An 18226-nucleotide genomic window follows, 5' to 3' on the forward strand; every position below is an offset into this window, starting at 1 on the left:
ATCTAACATATAATACACATTCTTATTTTTATTACCCTGATATGAACAGACAATACTTCTATATAATACTTACAATTTTTCTTTTTACAGGTTGTAGAAAGGATACTGGATCAAGTAACCCAGTATTAGAACAGATGTGCCAGAGATTATTTCCTCAACATGCAGATTCTTTTGAATTTGAATTATTAAATGACTCAAACCAGATGGATCGTTTTATACTAGAATCGGCACACAAGAAAATTCGCATAAAAGGAAATAATAATAATTCTTTGGCCGTAGGTCTTAACCATTATCTGAAATATTACTGCCATACGAATGTATCTTGGTATGCCTCTGATAGCATTGATATGCCCGAAGAGTTACCAGTAATTCCTCAACCAATATCTATCCGTTCTAAGTGTGACAATCGTTTCTTCTTGAACTACTGTACATTTGGATATACAATGCCTTATTGGAAATGGTCTGATTGGGAAAGGTTGATTGACTGGATGGCATTAAATGGAATTACGATGCCATTAGCTATCAGTGGACAAGAGACAGTATGGTATAAGGTCTGGAGCAAATTAGGATTAAACGATGAACAAATACGTTCATATTTCACAGGACCTGCGCACTTGCCCTGGCATCGTATGTCTAATGTCGATTATTGGCAAAGTCCCCTGCCGAAATCATGGTTGGAGCAACAAGAAGTATTACAGAAACAAATATTAAAGAGAGAACGCGACTTTAATATGACCCCTGTTTTACCTGCATTTTCTGGCCACGTACCTAAAGAACTTAAAGCAATCTATCCGGATGCCAAAATTCACGAAATGAGTCAATGGGGAGGATATGATTCAAAATATCGTAGTCATTTTATAGAACCAATGGACTCTCTGTTCAACATCATTCAAAAAATGTATTTGGAAGAGCAGACGGCAATATACGGTACAGATCATATTTATGGAATTGATCCTTTTAATGAGGTTGATTCTCCAAATTGGAATGAAGATTTCCTGGCAAAGGTTTCTAATCAGATATATGAGTCCATTTACCAAGGAGATGCTGAGGCTAAGTGGTTGCAAATGACATGGATGTTTTACCATGATCAAAAGAAATGGACACAACCCAGAATCCGTTCTTTCCTGGAGGCTGTGCCAGATGACAAACTCATACTGTTGGATTACTATTGTGACAGTACAGAAATATGGAGGAATACGGAAAAGTACTATGGGAAACCATATATATGGTGTTACTTGGGCAATTTCGGTGGAAACTCCATGATGGTCGGAAATCTGGATGATGTTGATAGCAAAATCAAAAGGCTCTTTGCAGAAGGTGGTGAGAATGTATATGGCTTAGGAGCTACCTTGGAAGGCTTCGATGTGAATCCTTTTATGTATGAATTTGTATTTGACCAGGCATGGGATTATCCGTTAACAACTGATCAATGGATTCTAAACTGGGCAAAATGCAGAGGGGGAAATCAAGACGAACATATTCTGAAAGCATGGGATTCATTACATAAAAAAATATATAAAAAGCATGCAACAGCAGGGCAAGCCGTTTTAATGAATGCACGTCCAATGTTAGTGGGCACAGATAGTTGGAATACCTATCCGGACATCACTTACAACAATCGTGACTTATGGGATATTTGGACAGAAATGTTGAAAGCCAGTCATATAGACAATACTGGATATCGATTTGATGTAATAAATGTAGGACGGCAAGTATTAGGAAATCTTTTTTCCTTGTTTAGAGATCATTTTACTCAATGCTATTCAGAGAAAGACATAGATGGCATGAAGAAATGGGCCAATCAAATGGATTCACTATTGATAGATACAGACCGTCTGTTATCCTGTGAAACCAATTTTTCAATCGGCAAGTGGATTGACGATGCCCGTTCTTTTGGAGAAACAGAAGCTGAAAAAGAATATTATGAAGAAAATGCACGTTGTATCCTGACAGTATGGGGACAAAAAGCAACTCAATTAAATGACTATGCAAACAGGGGCTGGGGTGGATTAACTAACAGTTACTATCGTAAGCGTTGGAAACGCTTTACAACAGAAGTAATATCCGCCTCACTATCTAGCAAAAAGTTTGACGAAAAGCAATTTTATCAATCAATTACTGACTTCGAATATGAGTGGACATTATCCAAAGAGCACCATCCTATAATTTCTGGAGAGAACCCGATATTGTTGGCTAAAACATTATCAGAGAAATATATCCGATATTTCTATTAAGCACGTATATCCCAATAATAATCAATTATAAAATAAAACAGCCTATGAATATAATACCAAACTTGTAATTAGTGGAATTATCAAATCTAAAGAAGAAAAAAATACAGAATTACTTAACTTTAAATTATTAATGTATGATGTCGGACTTACGAAAAAACATTTTTTCAATTAAAATCTGGACTGTTACGACATTCTGTTTATTATCACTAGTAAACATGAACGCTAGTAATGCTCTTGCGCATTCTTTACAAAAAGATGAGATCAAAGAAGTAAAGGACAATCCTTCTGGCAAGAAAGTCACAGGAAAAGTATTGGATGAATTTGGAGAACCTATCCCCAGTGCATCGATATTGGTAGAAGGACGTTCAAGGGGAGTTATCACTGACTTGGACGGAACATTTGTGATAGAAGTCTTGCCAACAGATAAACTGGTCGTTTCTTTTCTGGGAATGGAAACACAGACTATTTTAGTAGGTAAGCAAACAAATATCGTAGTTAAAATGCAACCCCAAACAGCGGAGCTTGACGAAGTTACCGTAGTAGCATATGGTAAACAGCGAAAAGCAAGTGTTATCGGTGCCATCAATACGGTTTCGATGAATGAACTGAAAATGCCTGTTGCTAAATTGAGTTCCGGTTTGGCGGGACAGTTAGCTGGTATAGTTGTCATGCAACGTTCAGGTGAACCGGGTGCAGGTGCTGATTTTTGGATTCGGGGTATCAATACTTTTGGTGCAGGCAACAAACCTTTAGTGCTGGTTGATGGAGTAGAACGTAGTATGGACCTTGTGGATGTTGAGGATATCGCTTCTTTCTCTATTCTGAAAGACGCTACCGCAACAGCATTATATGGAGTGCGCGGAGCCAATGGTATTGTACTTATCACGACAAAACGTGGAACCGAATCAGCGCCTAAGATTAATGCACGGGTAGAATACGGTTTTACCAATCCGGTACGTATGCCCGAATTGGCTAATACGGAACAATGGATCAATTATTATAATGATATTACTCTGGAATCATCCGGACGCTTGGCTATACAACCTGAAGAAAAAGCAAAATACCTGAATAATACAGATCCGGATCTTTACCCGAATGTAGATTGGATGCAAACATTGTTTAAAGACTTCTCCAACACCACACGCGTGAATATCAACGTTACCGGGGGATCTCCTAAAATACGTTATTATGTAGGCGGCTCCTTTTATTCGGAAGGCAGTGTATTCAATATTTCGGATAAAGACCGCTACGATGCTTCAATGCGCTATAACAAGTTTAGTTTTCGTTCAAATATTGATATCAATGTAACTTCATCTACTGAGCTGAGTCTCTCACTGTCCAATCAATATGAGACCAAGAACCGTCCTTATGGTTCACTATCAGATTTGTATGCTTATATGATCCGTACTTCTCCGATAGCTACTCCTACTATTTATTCAGATGGCACTTTAGCTAAACCAAGTACGGGTACCAATCCTTATAACAGCCTGAATAACTCTGGGTACTCGCAGGATTTCTTCAACAATGCGCAATCACTTATTTCGCTTACACAGGATTTCTCAAAAATGGTAACTCCGGGATTAAAAGCCAATGTTAAGTTCTCATGGGACGCCTACAATGCGCATACACTAAACCGCATTGTAACACCATCTACCTACTATGCAACAGGACGTGATGAAGAAGGAAATCTTGACTTTGTAAGGAGTACTGAAGGTAGTGATTATATGAAACTCACACGGACGAATTCGGGCACACGTACTATCAACTTTGAAGCCTCAGCCAATTACGACCGCCTCTTTGGAGAAAAGCACCGTGTTGGAGCCTTGTTTCTTTTTAGTATGCGTAACTATACAGACAATTTCCCGGGTAATTATGTAGACGCTTTTGCCCACAAAAACATCGGTATTGCCGGTAGAGCTACTTATTCATATTACGACCGTTATTTTGCTGAATTTAACTTCGGATACAATGGCTCTGAGAATTTCGCACCTGACAAACGTTTTGGTTTCTTTCCCTCTTTTGCTATAGGATATATGCTAAGCAACGAAGCTTTCTGGGATCCGTTGCGTTCTACTATCCACCTGTTGAAAATCAAAGGTTCGTATGGAGAAATAGGTAATGACCAGATTGGCGGAAACAGACGTTTTGCATTCAACTCCACCATGAAAGAAGGACAATACGGCTATATTTTCGGAACGAATCCCGGTAGTGGAAGTATCGTAGGTATTTCTACAGGTATTCCGGGAAACCTGAATGTTTCATGGGAGAAAGCTCAAAAAGCGAATGTGGGACTGGAACTTGGCTTATTTGACCAGCTTAAATTCCAACTTGATTATTTTTATGAAAAGCGTACCGGTATCTATATTCAGCAAGAAAGTGTTCCTTCAATCGTCGGTCTCAATGAAACCCAGTATGTGAATCTTGGAGAAATGAAGAATCAAGGTTTCGATGGTTCTATGGAGTATGAACAACGATTTAATGACTGGTATGTCTCTGCCCGTGCCAATTTCACTTACAATCGAAATAAAAAGTTGTATGATGATAAACCGACTCCTATATGGCCCTACCAAAGTGAAGCTGGATTTGCCTATCGTCAGCAACGCGGTCTTATAGCTCTAGGTCTTTTTGAGTCAGAAGAAGATATAGCCAATAGCCCCAAACAAAACTTTGGAAACGTTCGTCCTGGTGATATTAAATATAAAGACATCAATGGTGATAACGTTATCGACGCATACGATAAGGTAGCGATTGGCTATACGGACGTACCGGAAATAAATTATGGATTTGGTATTAGTCTGGGCTGGAAAGGATTTGACGCTTCTCTGTTTATGCAGGGAGTAGGAAATGTGACTCGTATTATCGGTGGAGACGCTCTTTATGGTGCCTCTGATAATATAGAGCGTTTAGGACAGATTTACGCAGATGTAGCCGAAAAACGTTGGACAACCAGCAATCCTAATCCTAATGCTACTTATCCACGGCTTTCTATGAGCAAGGTAGAGAATAATCTTCAACCCTCCACCTACTGGCAACGTAATATGAGTTTTCTTCGTTTGAAAAATGTGGAGATAGGATATACCCTTCCGAAGCATATTTATAAACGTCTGGGCATGTCATCAATTCGTGTTTATGCACAGGGTGTCAACCTTTTGACATTCAGCAAATTCAAATTGTGGGATCCCGAACTCGATTCCAACTATGGAAATATATATCCTCAGATGAGAACAATCACCTTAGGTCTTAATCTTAACTTTTAAAGTATATTAGAACTATGAATAAAAAGATACGAATTTTAGGAATATTCCTATACTTCACCGTTGCATTCAGCTTGGTATCATGCAACGATTATCTGGATGTGACTTTGCTCGACCAGCTTACACAAGACGAAACCTTTAGTAAGCGTGTCTCTACCGAACAGTATTTAGCGCATGTTTATAGCTACTTGCCACGGGAATATGAATATCTGGAAGAAGGAAGCGCAGTTCCCCGTAGTGATGAAGCCATGTTCTCCTGGTATCAGTGGGTCAACTACCTCTCTTTCAATAATGGATCATGGGGACCTTCTACTCCAAACTATAATATTTGGAAAGCAAAGTATACAGGCATAAAACAAGCTAGTATATTCATGAACCATGTTGACGAATGTTTGGAGATTGACTCTGAAACGAGACGTATAATGAAAGCAGAAGCACGTTTTCTGCGAGCTTATTATTACTTTGAACTATTCCGTCAATATGGTCCTGTGTATATCTGGGGAGACATCGAATCGGATGAACTTATAAAACCGGAAACGATAGACCGTCATACAGTTGATGAAAACGTAAATTTCATAGCTGAAGAATATGATAAGGCTATTGCAGAACTTCCTGCAGAGATCAGCGATTTCACAAAATGGGCAGGACGTATCACCAAGGGAGCGGCAATGGCTGCCAAAGCGCGTTTAATGCTCTATGCCGCCAGTCCATTGTATAATGGATGCGATCTTTATAAAGGACAAATGAAGAATCTGTATGGTGATTTCCTTTTTCCACAAAGTCCCGATCCTCAAAAATGGGAAAAAGCCGCTAAAGCTGCCAAAGACGTTATAGATATGAACATCTATGAATTGTACAAAGACCAGACTGAAGCAGACCCTTTACTGCGTGCCATCAAATCTTATCAAGGAGTTCTTTTTGAAGAGTGGAATAAAGAAACGATCTGGGGTGCCTGGGGACGTAATCCTACTAATACTGGACTCGGGGCTATAGGTTTCTATCTGTATAGCCGGTGCATGCCTCCTAGAGTTTGTGAATTGGGTGTCGGTGGCTTCTGCCCGTCTCTGAAATTAGTAGATACTTATCCGATGGCTAAATCCGGAAGATATCCTGTTACCGGATATGATAATAACGGGAATCCTGTAATTGATAAGCAATCGGGATATACCAATACCGGTTTTACAGAAAATTTTAAGCAGCCGGGAGCCAGTTTTGCACCTGGATTTAAAGCGCATAATAGCTGCGTCGGACGTGACGCCCGTTTTTATGCTTCTGTATTTCCAAATGGTTTTTATTGGATCAATCAATATAAAGGCATAAAACAAGTTACCTTTTTTACGGGAGGATCGTCCTCGTACTTAGAATCCGGAGATTGTGTCAAAGTCGGATATCTGTGGAGACGCCCACTCGATCCTGCTCTTAATACAGAAAGTGGCAGTTGGGGAACCGTATTCTGGCCCTATTTCCGTTTGGCCGAAATATATCTTGACTATGCTGAAGCTTGCAATGAGAAGCCCGAACGCAATGAAACGGAAGCATTGAAGTATATTAACCTTGTTCGCGAACGTTCCGGTTTAAATGCCCTCGAAACAGCGTATCCGGAAGTGAAAGGCAATAAGGATTTGTTGCGGATGCTGATTCAAAAGGAACGCATGGTAGAATTAGCCTTTGAGGGACACCGATATTATGATGCCCGTCGCTGGATGATTGCTCAACAAGAGTTTCCCGGACCGGAATATTCTCTTAATTTATTGGCCACTTCATACGAAGATTCTTGGTCGCGGACATCAAATGTTTGGAAAGGTGGTCCCCGGGTATTTGAGCCTAAGCATTATTTCTTCCCTATCAATCAAGAACAATTGAGTGAAATGAAGAATATTACTCAAAATTACGGATGGTAAATATATGTAATGGATATAAATATGAAAAAACATAAGACAATACAATTCATAGCTGCTGCACTTTTTATTGCATCGGCATGTACTGATGATCGTGATAATCTCATGGTTAATGATCAAATCGGACTATTGCATTCTACCTATACAGAAACGGAGGTATTCCGTGGTATGGATACCTCCTATCAATTATTTGTTATCAAAAGTGGGAAAGGAAAGCAGGAGGCGGAAGTTTCCATTTCTGTTGACGAGACTGTACTTCAGAGTTATAATACGGATAACGGAACATCGATCCAATTATTGCCTTCCGATTGTTATACCATTCTTCAGCCTGCTCTGCGTCTCAGCGATTCCGACTATCGGAAAGCTTTTGATATTAAATGGAATGCCGACCGTCTATCCGATCTTCTTTCTACGGGAAAGGAATATGGCTTGCCCATACAAATGAGTGTGGTGCAAAATTTTATCTCAGCAGATGATGAGAGACTAAAAACCATTATTGTACCTACTATTAAGGAACCTTATTTGCAAATGGATGTTCCTGGTATGAGTCCGGTTACTGATTTTATGCCGACTTTCGGCGATTTGAATGAAAGAGAACTATTCGTTAAGATAAGAACTAATTATTCTAATGCCGAAGATGTTTCATTTCACATTGAAGTCGATCCTCAGTTAGTCACTGATTATAATACCGCTCATGGCACAGCCTATAAAATGTTGCCGGAGAGTTCCTTTACTGTAGATAATAAAGGAGTTATATTAACAGGCATGAAGGAAACATTCATTAAAATTAAATACCACAAGAAAGGGTTAATACCGGAAGAGGGTACTTATTTATTTGGTGACTATGTACTTCCACTACGCATTACTTCCGTTTCAAAATATGGTATAAGTCCTGATGCTGCGTCCAAACTGTACACAGTTAAATTCCAACCGGACCCAATAGACAAGAAAGGATGGAGTGTTATAGATTTCAACAACTGTTGTACCCAAGACGGCGGATGGTATCTGAATATGGGATGGGGAGTGGAATCATTGATAGACAATAATCCTGGCACACAATGGCTATGCCGATGGGATGTAAAAGAGCCCTTGCCCTATTACTTTGTATTTGACATGGGGAAAGAATATACATTATTCAGATTTGGATTTGCCAACCCTGTTGCACCAGCAGCACACGTTTGGGCAGGCACAGCGAAAGCCGGTTATGTAGAAGCTAGTATTGATAACGAGAATTGGATCAAATTAAAAGACTGGACTTCTCCCAAAATCGGAGAACCCAACGTTAATATGGATGTTCCTGCGACACAAGCCCGATACATTCGTTTTGTAATAACTGATACCTATCCGACTTATGACGGGCTGAGAGTTAGTCTTGGTGAAGTTTATGCTTGGGGTATGTAACTAAAAACATGAAAATTATGAACTATTTCTCACTATATCTAAAAGGATTGATATGTTTCTGTCTGTTATTTATTACTATGGATAGCCATGCGCTATCCATAGATAAAGGATATAGACAAAATAAAATAAAAGATCTGGCACTTATTTACCAGGGAGGCGTGCATCGTATTGACTGGACTTCGGATCAATTTCTCCCCTATGTGGTACACCAGTTTGCAGATGGACATAAAGACTGGTTATTTGACGGATTCTTGTTTTTGGAGTTCACAGACGGAAAAGGCTGTGGCTTTGCAACACGTTATTCGGACAAAAATGCAAGAAAAACAGAATGGCTATGGTTATTAGATCGTCTTTTTGAAGATGGTAAAGCGCTGTCTGCCTTAGATCGATGTATCGGAACACAGATTAAAGAAATCGGAAAACCGGATTTTACTCATCAGATAGTACTATGTCTTCCGGAAGTTCTTCCCGGACAAAAAGATTGGGGAGAAGTGGATGGTGAGCCAATGGACTTTTCCAGACAAGAGGATCAGGTGAAGGCCACCTGTTGGTATATCGATGAGTTAATGAAGCGATTCAAACAGGCAAAATACAAACATCTGAAATTATCCGGTTTCTACTGGCTGGCAGAGGATATTGATTTCACCAAAGATCTGTCAGTTCCATTAAGTAAGTATATTCATTCGAAGAACAAAACATTTTGTTGGATTCCGTATTGGCAGGCAAAAGGCTACAACCAATGGAGGGAATTAGGCTTTGATATCGCTTATCAACAACCGAACCACTTTTTTAAAGCCTCTATTCCCGATAAAAGACTGGAAGAAGCATGTCAATCTGCCGCCACTCTGAACATGGGGATGGAACTTGAATTTGATGAAAGAGCATTGTTTGATGCCAAGGACTCGTTTTATAATCGTCTGGTAGCGTATATTGATCATTTTGAAAGACAACAAGCCTTCCGTACATCTGCAATGGCCTATTATAGTGGCAATCATGCTGTTCTTGATATGTATAAATCAACGAACCCGAAAGATCATGAAGTCATGGACAGACTGGCTAATCTGATTGTATCAAGACGTGGCAAGCAAAAAAAAGAATCTCATCAGACCAAAGTTATTGCCCATCGTGGATTCTGGAATACACCCGGATCTGCACAGAACTCGCTAGCGGCTTTAGTGAAAGCTGATTCAATAGGTTGTTATGGTTCGGAATTTGATGTATGGCTGACAGCTGACGATGAATTGATGTTGAATCATGACGGATGGCATGACGGATACTCTCTGGAGAAAACATCTTCTGACGTGCTACGCACTTTAAAGTTAAGCAATGGGGAGAATATGCCAACTTTAGAGCAGTTCCTTGATAAAGCGAAGAAACTTAAAATACATCTGATACTGGAGATGAAACCCCTCAGTACTCCGGAACGTGAAACGAAAGCCGTTGAAATGATCCTAAAGTTGGTGGAAGAGAAAAAATTGACTCACAGAGTAGAATACATCTCTTTTTCCCGTCATGTGATGTGTGAGTTTATACGTCTGGCACCTCCTAAAACTCCAATTTTGTATTTGGGACAGGATATTTCGCCCAAGGAACTGAAACAATTGGGAGCTACCGGGGCAGATTACAATTATTGGGCTTATCATAAAAATCCGGATTGGTTGAAAGATCTGAAAAATTCAGGGATGACCTCCAATGTATGGACTGTAAATATCCCTTCTGAGATGCAATGGTGTATTGACAATGGTTTTGATCTGATAACCACAGATGCACCGACAGCTTTCTTAGGCTTATAATAATCATTTGGATAATATGCTGATGGCAAATTCCATCAGCATATTATATTTATACTGTTTATACGGACAAAAATAACAAAACAATGAAATCAATAAATATCATAGCAATTATGCCTTTTCTGGCATCATCTTTCATGACGCAAGCTCCTGTTTATCAAGATGTGAATCACCCCATTGGAAACAGAGTGGTAGGCGTATGGAAAACTAACAGCAAACAAGAAAGTCATGTCAGTTGACGAAACAATAACTTTCAGTTTAGCTGTCAAGAACACAGGGAACCGTGAAAGACAGGAAATTGTTCAGCTTTATATCAGAGACATAAAGTCTTCTCTTCCCCGCCCGGTGAAAGAATTAAAGAGATTTAAGAAAGTAAAATTAATGCCGGGTGAAGAAAAAATAGTTTCTTTGTCTATTGATAAAGAGGCATTAAGCTTTTTTGATGCGGAAAGACATGAATGGATTTGTGAACCGGGCAAATTTGAAGCTATCATAGCAGCATCAGCTATGGATATCAAAGATGTTCTCAAATTTGAATTAAAATAAAGATAGAAGCCATGACGAAACGTTTAATCCTTGCATTCGTATTTTTATCCTGGCACTTAGTAGCCTGCTCGAATGGAGATTCGGGAATTTCTTCCGGACTCCCGGATAAGCCTTCTGCAGAAGAAGACTCTCCCGGGACTGAAACGATATCTGAAGAAATGAGAGTGAAAATAACCGGCGAAGATTTATATATATCAGCCAAGTTAGATGCCAAAACCGATATTCTTTATTGGTTCAAGAAGTGTATGTTCAATGAACTGTTCACATTTTATAGAGTAGGAACAATTGACAACAATATGCCTGCTCCTGTCACTCTGCCCGATGCTTCTCCGACTTCTCTTCTGAATCTGGCTTACAGTGACAATATCGGTCCTTTTAATATAACCGGATACGGGTGGTGTGGAGGAAATCATCCCTATCTGGATGAAGTTACTCAAACTGCCCGCAATATCGGTTATCGTATTTACATAGACGGCAAAGAAATAAAGACAGATCTATCGACTCTGACAAAAGAGATAAAGATTGAAGTAATCAATGAAATAATGAACCCTTCCAAAGCCGATACCAGTAGTGGAAAAACACTTCTGAATGAGATCTTATGTATTGAGACTGTCAATTATTCTATTTATAGAAATAACATTCAAGTCTTGGTTACTCATGAATTTCAAAATGAGTCTCCCGTGACAGTACAAATGTATTACGGAATGCAATCTATGTTTGACAAGGAGACACATACATTAACTGCCAATGGCAAGTATGTGGACTGGACAGTACAAAAGGATGTTTCTACCTTTACAAAGAAAGAGTATCCGTCATTTCGCCGTTTCATTGAGAAAAGCGCAAATGCGTATCAATCTTCTTATCTGTTTGCCGACGGATTGGGAAATCATGAAGAAATATCAGATGATGATATTATATTCATAGGAAATTCCAGCAATAAGACCTACCACAAGATTATAGCTGATAGAGAACACAAAAAGGGGGATATTATTCATTGGAGTGGAGTGTATACCTGGTTTAAGTCTCCTGTTTCTGATGATGATGATTTGCTGTGTTATGAGGGTGTAATAGATAATAAAAAGGTCCTTTTTATAGATTGCAAGAAGAACGTCGACAGGACAATACAGTTGCCTGTCGATTATACAAAGAAGTCTTTTACGATTATAGAGAAAAGTAAATCAATAACAATTACCGGTAATAAAGTAACAGCCAAAGGACTTAGAATTGTATCCGACGGGTCCGGCAGTTGTGTGATTACCTTTGATTAATTTAGAAAACGATATGTGGAAAAATGTGTTAGTTCTGGTTAGCCTCTGTCTGTTGTTTGAAGATGTAAATGCTCAAACTACCAAGAACAGATACTATAAAGCTAATGATGAAAACGTTTCTTACGTGGGACGTACGGAAATACAGAGTGATGGCTCCGTTTCTTTCGACTGGACCGGTACTTATCTTCGTACCCGACTTTCGGGAGGAGAATTGTCTATGAAGATTTCAGATACTGGTATTAATTATTACAATGTTTTTGTAGACAGCCTTTTACACAAAACGGTAAAAGTATCCGGTAAAGATACTTTGATTAATTTCATTTCCGGCATGGATAAAGGCATCCATCATGTGTTGATTCAAAAACGTACGGAAGGGGAATGGGGAAAGACAACCATTCATCAATTTGTGCTTCACAATAAAGGAGAACTGATGAAAGAAACTGAGTGCCCGTCCAGACATATCGAATTTATCGGTAACTCGCTGACGTGTGGCTATGGTGTAGAAGGGAAAGACCGTAGCGAACCTTATAAAGCTGAAACGGAGAATTGCAACTTATCTTATGCCACTATTATCGCCCGCTATTTCAATGCCGATTATACGCTTATTGCACATTCCGGACGTGGAGTAGTCCGCAATTATGGAGATTCCGTCCGAATATCTGCCGTGACAATGAAAGACCGTATGCTGAATACATTTGATATGAATTTGGATAAGAAATGGGACTTTAAAACATACAAGCCCGATTTGGTGGTTGTTAATTTAGGAACTAATGATTTTTCCACCAATATATATCCGTTGGAAGATGAGTTTATTCATGCTTATAAGCTACTAATAAGCCGTCTTCGTGCAAATTACGGAGATGTCCCAATATTATGCATCAGTCCGGCTATTGCTCAACGGCAGATCGTTCAATACATGGAGCGTATGCGCAAAGACTTGAATGATAAGAAAGTTTATATAGCAGTTCTTCCCGAAGGCCTTTGCGATTCGACTACAGACTTAGGAGCAGTATGGCATCCCAATTACAAAGGTCAAATGAAAATGGCTATGTCATTGATTCCTTATATGTCAACTATCACAGGATGGCCATTGAAAAAGGAATCGTTTTATTAAGACTTACCATGTTATATAATTATCAAAATGGCATTTTGTCATTTTGATAATTATAAACTCTTTAACGGGCGTATTTCCATCACTGCACAGGATAGAGAATAAAATGACAGAGATTTGCCGTTACAGGAAATCACTTTATTGCGAATATACATCTATATGCATTCTTTTTGCGTTATTTTTCATGCTATTCTGTAATATCTTTCTTTTTTTATATTACTTTGCATCATTCTGATTAATATTTTTCATCCTAAAACAAAGTCTAATAAATAAGATACCCATCATTTTAGAGCTAAAATGTGCTCCTTTTAAACGGACTTAGCGTTGCTTTTAAAGCAATGGGACGTTCCTTTAAAAGCAACCTTATGTTTATTTACAATCAACCTTATGTTTTAGCTCAATCAACCTTATGTTTATTTCAAACTATACGGTGTTTTTTATGCAAATGACCGCTCGTTTATTCATAATCATGCATATTAATTCAAGATTATATGCATATCTCTTTCTATCTTGACCCATCTATCAAAAGATAGAAATAGCAAAAATAGGGAAATAAGGAAATTATGCTTCCTATTTTACTATTTATCTATCATTTTGTTTTCTGTTCAACTTATTTTTAATGCCTGTTATTATACTGTCGGTATATCTATTGAATGATGTCAAGTTCTCCAAAACCACTTGATCTTAGTAAAAAACATCGTTACCAAAACAGCTAAAGACGTAATGATTACTCCCTGAAGGAACCCAAGCCACGCATTCTGCTGGAAGTAAGACAACAGCGAGGCAACTCCCAGTATATTAGCCAACGGCATAATGAATAAATCACCAACCACGTAAGCAATCATCGGATTCTGCCCGGACATAACAAGAAAGCGGCTACTTCGCACACATCTGAAATAATCACAAACAATACTTAAGAATAAGAGCGCAAGGAATGCCAGACCGGAAGTTACAAAGAAATAGCTAAAAGTGGCAGGATCTTTCTTGATACCTTCTTGAAAAGGTTCAAAACATAGCCCCAAAAGAAGAAGATATGCTCCGGCATTAAACAGCTTTTTCCATAACAAAGCGATTCCTTCTGTCGGACGTAAGAAAACCAATTTGCCAATCAATAACAGCACAAGTGTCGCTAATAAATTCACTGTCACCATACGGGTATAAAGCCCATAGAGATTGAATACAATAATCACCATAGTCAATATCAGCAGCGCAATTCCTATCTTACGGTATTGCGGTGAAGCCGGCTGTTCGGTATCCTTTCGGCCCTTCATCCATTCCATCAAATACTCACCGGCAATGCTGCCGGGAATTACAATAAACAGATATTTCAGATAATCAAACCGATACATCCAGGGCAAAGGAGTATAATTGAATATCACCTGTGTCCAGGAACCTTCGACAGTACTTCCCAAAATAACAGCCATCAGCAGCAATAAAACTCCCAAACGCAACCATCGGTTATGCATCGTAAAAATGTAGAGGGCAGAACCGAAGATGGCCATATTGGCTAATAACAGAATAATCACATTACTAAAATACAGGCTGAACGTTCTTCCATCGGCATAAGAAGTAGTAAGCATCATGATTACCGCAATTCCGTATGCGGCTATCTTTATGCCGGTATGTGCCCAGTCCGGCATTTTCAAAGGAATGCGCATGAACATCGGAAACAGAACCGCAAAGCAAAGAATAGCCAGCAACCAGGCTCTGATGTCCTGCGGAGAACTCAGCACATAAGGATAAAAATGCTGAATGAAGATGGCAAAGAAAGTCAGTTGTACTCCACGTTTCACCGCTTCATATACTAATTTCAGTTTAGAGTCACCTTTCTCTGCACGCTTACCTATGGAAAAAGGGAAAGCTGCTCCCATTGCAAACAGGAAGAAAGGAAAAACAAGGTCTACCCATGTAATGCCGGGCAAAGAAGGATTGAATATATGATCGGGTGGCGGCGTCTGCGCATGACTCATCCAACCGGGGAGCACCTGCGTTACGATGGTAGCAGAAAGTACCATCGTAATAATCGCATATCCTCTCAAAGCGTCTAATGCATAGGCCCGGTTATTCATAAGGAGCCTCCTCTTTTCATTCCTTCCTCTACTTCTTTCCACAGATTTTTGGTAATGATATGTACGATGTCAAATACCATTAATCCGTCCGAACGGCGAAGGTTCATCTCTATCGTTTCCGAAAGTTTGGCGGGGTTGTCATAGAACTGGTCCACCAGAATACCTCCCATAAATTTATTACCTTTCAATATCTGACGTAAATGCTGACATGAGCCTTCTACACAATACCACGTACCGGATTGAGCCTGCGAATCAGTTTCGTTCCAGATACTCCGGTTCGTTTTTCTGTATTCCTCGATGGTTATGTCCGTATAATAATTACCGGTAGCATAAAGGTCTATCAGCTCGGCATAGCCATAATTTTTATATTCGGGTGTTGCCCAGCTGAAATCTTTGCCCGGATCATATTCTTTGCTGGCAAAGTTTACGCCTACTTCATAATAAGATGGATACCAGGCACCGGTGTACGTGCCGAAAGAAACGTCAGGGTTGGCTGCCTTGACTTCTTTACGGGCAAGCGCCATGAAATCAGTAATGTTTTTAGTTCGCCATTCCAGCCATTTCCGGAAATATTTTCCTGGTTGCGTTGTGTATTTCCCATCTGCATTTTTAGTCCAACGGAAAATATCTTCGGGGAAGTTTGCGACTTTTTTACCTATGTATTCTTCAAACTTCTTACGTGACAATGAAGAAAAATCAGCGGTTATTCCATCGTAACGTACCCGGTCGAGCATCAGACCGTCCAGGTCGGGATATTTGGTCACGACTTCTTTCAGAACATTCAGGATATGGGTACGATATTCTTCGTTCAAAGGATTGATCATGGCACCATATTTATGCTTCTCTTCGGTGATTGGAATGATTCCTTTATCGGGAGTGTACACCATCGAAGCCCATTCCGGATGTCCGCTATATACCATTCCACGGTCAAAATAGTTGTGTCCGGCACAGAATACATTCAATGAGGCGTGTATCTCCAGCCCCAGTTCGTGCCCTTTTTTGATAAAGTATCCCAGATAGTCAAAATCACCGGCTTTGGCTCCTTTCCATTCTTTCATTTGCGGAGCATATTCACTTTTATATAAAACTTCCCCTGTGATCGGACGAATGTCGACAACCGCATGTGTAAAGCCCAGCGATTTGATTTTTTCCAAGTAATAATCAATCGAATCTTTATGACTGAAGCGCTCAAAGTTTGCTTCGGCATCAATCCACATTAAGGCCGGTTTCTTTTTGATAACGATCCGGAAAGGAGAAGCCGGAAGCCCGGCATTATTGCATAATTCCCCCTGCATATAATTCCGGAAGCAGTAGCGGACTTCTGTCGGGGCACTAACAGAATCATTCCATACTTTCACAGTAGATGTGCCATTGATGACCTCCGCCTTTGCAGGTCGGAATATACCATCGGAACCTACGATCTCAAAACCTTTCACATTCTGATTTTCCGGAGTCAGTCCTTCCTCTCCATATTCAAAGTCTATTTCTACGGCATTTCCCTGGATACGATAGGTCTTGTAGACAGGACCGGAATATTGGAATCCTTTTCGGCCGTAAGTCTGGGCCAGTGCCCAATAAGCTAACCGCTCTCCAACCTTAATCTTATAAGGTGAATGTATAAAGAGTTCACTGCCTGCGTCTCCGGTGGTCACCATTCCCACTCCGGGAACTTCCTTCATCAGCTCCAACTGACATTGACGGAACCATGCCCAATCCAACTTGTCATTCCCTTCGGACTTCCAGGGAGCAATCTGGACATAATAAAATGGCATTTCAGCATTATGAAAGAAATTTCTCCATTGAGAAACCATAGCGGGAAAAAGCTTTTTATAAAGAGCAGGATCGGGAGTATTCGCCTCGCCCTGATACCAGATAACTCCTTTGACAGGGAATCCTTTCCACGGATTTACCATTGCGTTCCACAACAGAGTAGGCGTCCCGGCAGCCCATTCGAATTTATCCTGATTTGTATCCGGCAAGGTTACTTCGGAAAAATGAGATAAGGTTTCTTTGTCCATCCATGCTTCAATCTTTGACATACTCCAGGAGCAATGTATTAATCCTACAGGCACGTCCAAGGATTGTTGCAACAGATTGCCGAAGAAATAAGCTGTTGCACTGAAATCGGCCACTTCTTCCGAAGATGCTTCACTCCATTGTCCGTCTATTCCTTCTTCTTTCGGAGTCGTGCTCCAATTGTTCTTTACGGTGTAAAGTCTTAATGGTCGTTTAGGATTAGCGGACACGATATAGGGCTGCGAACCATAGACCGGTTGTCCGCGGAACCCTTTTACCGGCATTTCCATATTCGACTGTCCGGAGCAGAACCAGACTTCACCGATCAGGATATTTTTTAAGGTCAGCTCTTCTCCGTCCGAAAAAGTAATGGTATATGGTCCGCCGGCTTCCGGAGTCGGAAGAGCCAGTGTCCATTGTCCGTTCCGGTCACAATCTGCATAGATTTTCCGATGATTCCATGAAGCGGAAGCATATACACGTTTTCCGGGAGTAGCCTTTCCACGAAAAGTAACTTCTGCTTGTTGCTGCAACACCATGTTGTCTCCCCAAATGGAGGTCAGGGTTACTTTAGCTTCTGTTTTCAGAACAAAGAACAAACTTATAAGTAGCCAAAAGTATCTGTTTCTGAACATATGA

Annotated in this window: 9 protein-coding genes and 2 pseudogenes; 9 read left to right on the forward strand and 2 right to left on the reverse strand. The window is 40.0% G+C overall.

Annotated elements, in window-relative coordinates:
- The first annotated feature begins 41 nt into the window (after positions 1-41).
- The 9 genes and pseudogenes from NBH01_RS21895 to NBH01_RS21930 all read left to right on the forward strand — a co-directional run bounded on the left by NBH01_RS21895 (position 42) and on the right by NBH01_RS21930 (position 13505).
- Positions 42-2234, forward strand: a complete 2193-nt coding sequence (locus tag NBH01_RS21895; RefSeq protein WP_070750300.1) for an alpha-N-acetylglucosaminidase — start codon at positions 42-44, stop codon at positions 2232-2234.
- Positions 2235-2368: 134 nt separating this feature from the next.
- A complete protein-coding gene (locus tag NBH01_RS21900) occupies positions 2369-5491 on the forward strand; it encodes a SusC/RagA family TonB-linked outer membrane protein (protein WP_070750288.1) in 3123 nt (1040 codons plus the stop codon).
- 14 nt (positions 5492-5505) lie between these two features.
- Positions 5506-7389, forward strand: coding sequence for a RagB/SusD family nutrient uptake outer membrane protein (locus NBH01_RS21905; RefSeq protein WP_016267827.1), 1884 nt, complete (start codon positions 5506-5508; stop codon positions 7387-7389).
- Positions 7390-7410: 21 nt separating this feature from the next.
- Complete coding sequence (locus NBH01_RS21910; protein ID WP_225694232.1) at positions 7411-8787, forward strand: BT_3987 domain-containing protein; 1377 nt, start codon at positions 7411-7413, stop codon at positions 8785-8787.
- A gap of 77 nt (positions 8788-8864) precedes the next feature.
- A pseudogene (locus tag NBH01_RS26840) lies at positions 8865-9836 on the forward strand (DUF4855 domain-containing protein); the annotation flags it as partial.
- On the forward strand, positions 9831-10580 hold the full coding sequence (locus NBH01_RS26845) for a glycerophosphodiester phosphodiesterase (RefSeq protein WP_050581214.1): 750 nt from the start codon (positions 9831-9833) through the stop codon (positions 10578-10580). The pseudogene NBH01_RS26840 and the gene NBH01_RS26845, both read left to right, overlap by 6 nt.
- Positions 10581-10772: 192 nt before the next feature.
- Positions 10773-11123, forward strand: a pseudogene (locus NBH01_RS21920) (fibronectin type III-like domain-contianing protein); the annotation flags it as partial.
- An 11-nt stretch (positions 11124-11134) separates the two neighbouring features.
- Positions 11135-12391 (forward strand): hypothetical protein, encoded by a 1257-nt coding sequence (locus tag NBH01_RS21925; RefSeq protein ID WP_070750291.1) that lies wholly within the window; start codon positions 11135-11137, stop codon positions 12389-12391.
- A 13-nt stretch (positions 12392-12404) separates the two neighbouring features.
- The gene (locus NBH01_RS21930; protein WP_070750292.1) at positions 12405-13505 is read left to right on the forward strand and encodes an SGNH/GDSL hydrolase family protein; all 1101 of its coding nucleotides are present in this window, start codon (positions 12405-12407) and stop codon (positions 13503-13505) included.
- A gap of 656 nt (positions 13506-14161) precedes the next feature.
- On the opposite strand, the gene NBH01_RS21935 is transcribed toward NBH01_RS21930, so the two are convergent.
- A complete protein-coding gene (locus NBH01_RS21935) occupies positions 14162-15571 on the reverse strand; it encodes a DUF5009 domain-containing protein (RefSeq protein ID WP_070750293.1) in 1410 nt (469 codons plus the stop codon).
- Positions 15568-18222 (reverse strand): alpha amylase family protein, encoded by a 2655-nt coding sequence (locus NBH01_RS21940; protein WP_070750294.1) that lies wholly within the window; start codon positions 18220-18222, stop codon positions 15568-15570. Before NBH01_RS21940 ends, NBH01_RS21935 begins: the two co-directional genes overlap by 4 nt.
- Positions 18223-18226 lie beyond the last annotated feature (4 nt).

This window comes from Bacteroides sp. B1-V-101 (genome assembly GCF_023656585.1).
Lineage (GTDB): Bacteria > Bacteroidota > Bacteroidia > Bacteroidales > Bacteroidaceae > Bacteroides > Bacteroides thetaiotaomicron.

Excerpts from the sequence above, each read along its gene's own strand:
- NBH01_RS21895 (WP_070750300.1), top strand. The coding sequence starts at position 42 with ATGAACAGACAATACTTCTATATAATACTTACAATTTTTCTTTTTACA.
- NBH01_RS21900 (WP_070750288.1), top strand. The coding sequence starts at position 2,369 with ATGATGTCGGACTTACGAAAAAACATTTTTTCAATTAAAATCTGGACT.
- NBH01_RS21905 (WP_016267827.1), top strand. The coding sequence starts at position 5,506 with ATGAATAAAAAGATACGAATTTTAGGAATATTCCTATACTTCACCGTT.
- NBH01_RS21910 (WP_225694232.1), top strand. The coding sequence starts at position 7,411 with ATGAAAAAACATAAGACAATACAATTCATAGCTGCTGCACTTTTTATT.
- NBH01_RS26845 (WP_050581214.1), top strand. The coding sequence starts at position 9,831 with ATGGACAGACTGGCTAATCTGATTGTATCAAGACGTGGCAAGCAAAAA.
- NBH01_RS21925 (WP_070750291.1), top strand. The coding sequence starts at position 11,135 with ATGACGAAACGTTTAATCCTTGCATTCGTATTTTTATCCTGGCACTTA.
- NBH01_RS21930 (WP_070750292.1), top strand. The coding sequence starts at position 12,405 with ATGTGGAAAAATGTGTTAGTTCTGGTTAGCCTCTGTCTGTTGTTTGAA.
- NBH01_RS21935 (WP_070750293.1), bottom strand. The coding sequence starts at position 15,571 with ATGAATAACCGGGCCTATGCATTAGACGCTTTGAGAGGATATGCGATT.
- NBH01_RS21940 (WP_070750294.1), bottom strand. The coding sequence starts at position 18,222 with ATGTTCAGAAACAGATACTTTTGGCTACTTATAAGTTTGTTCTTTGTT.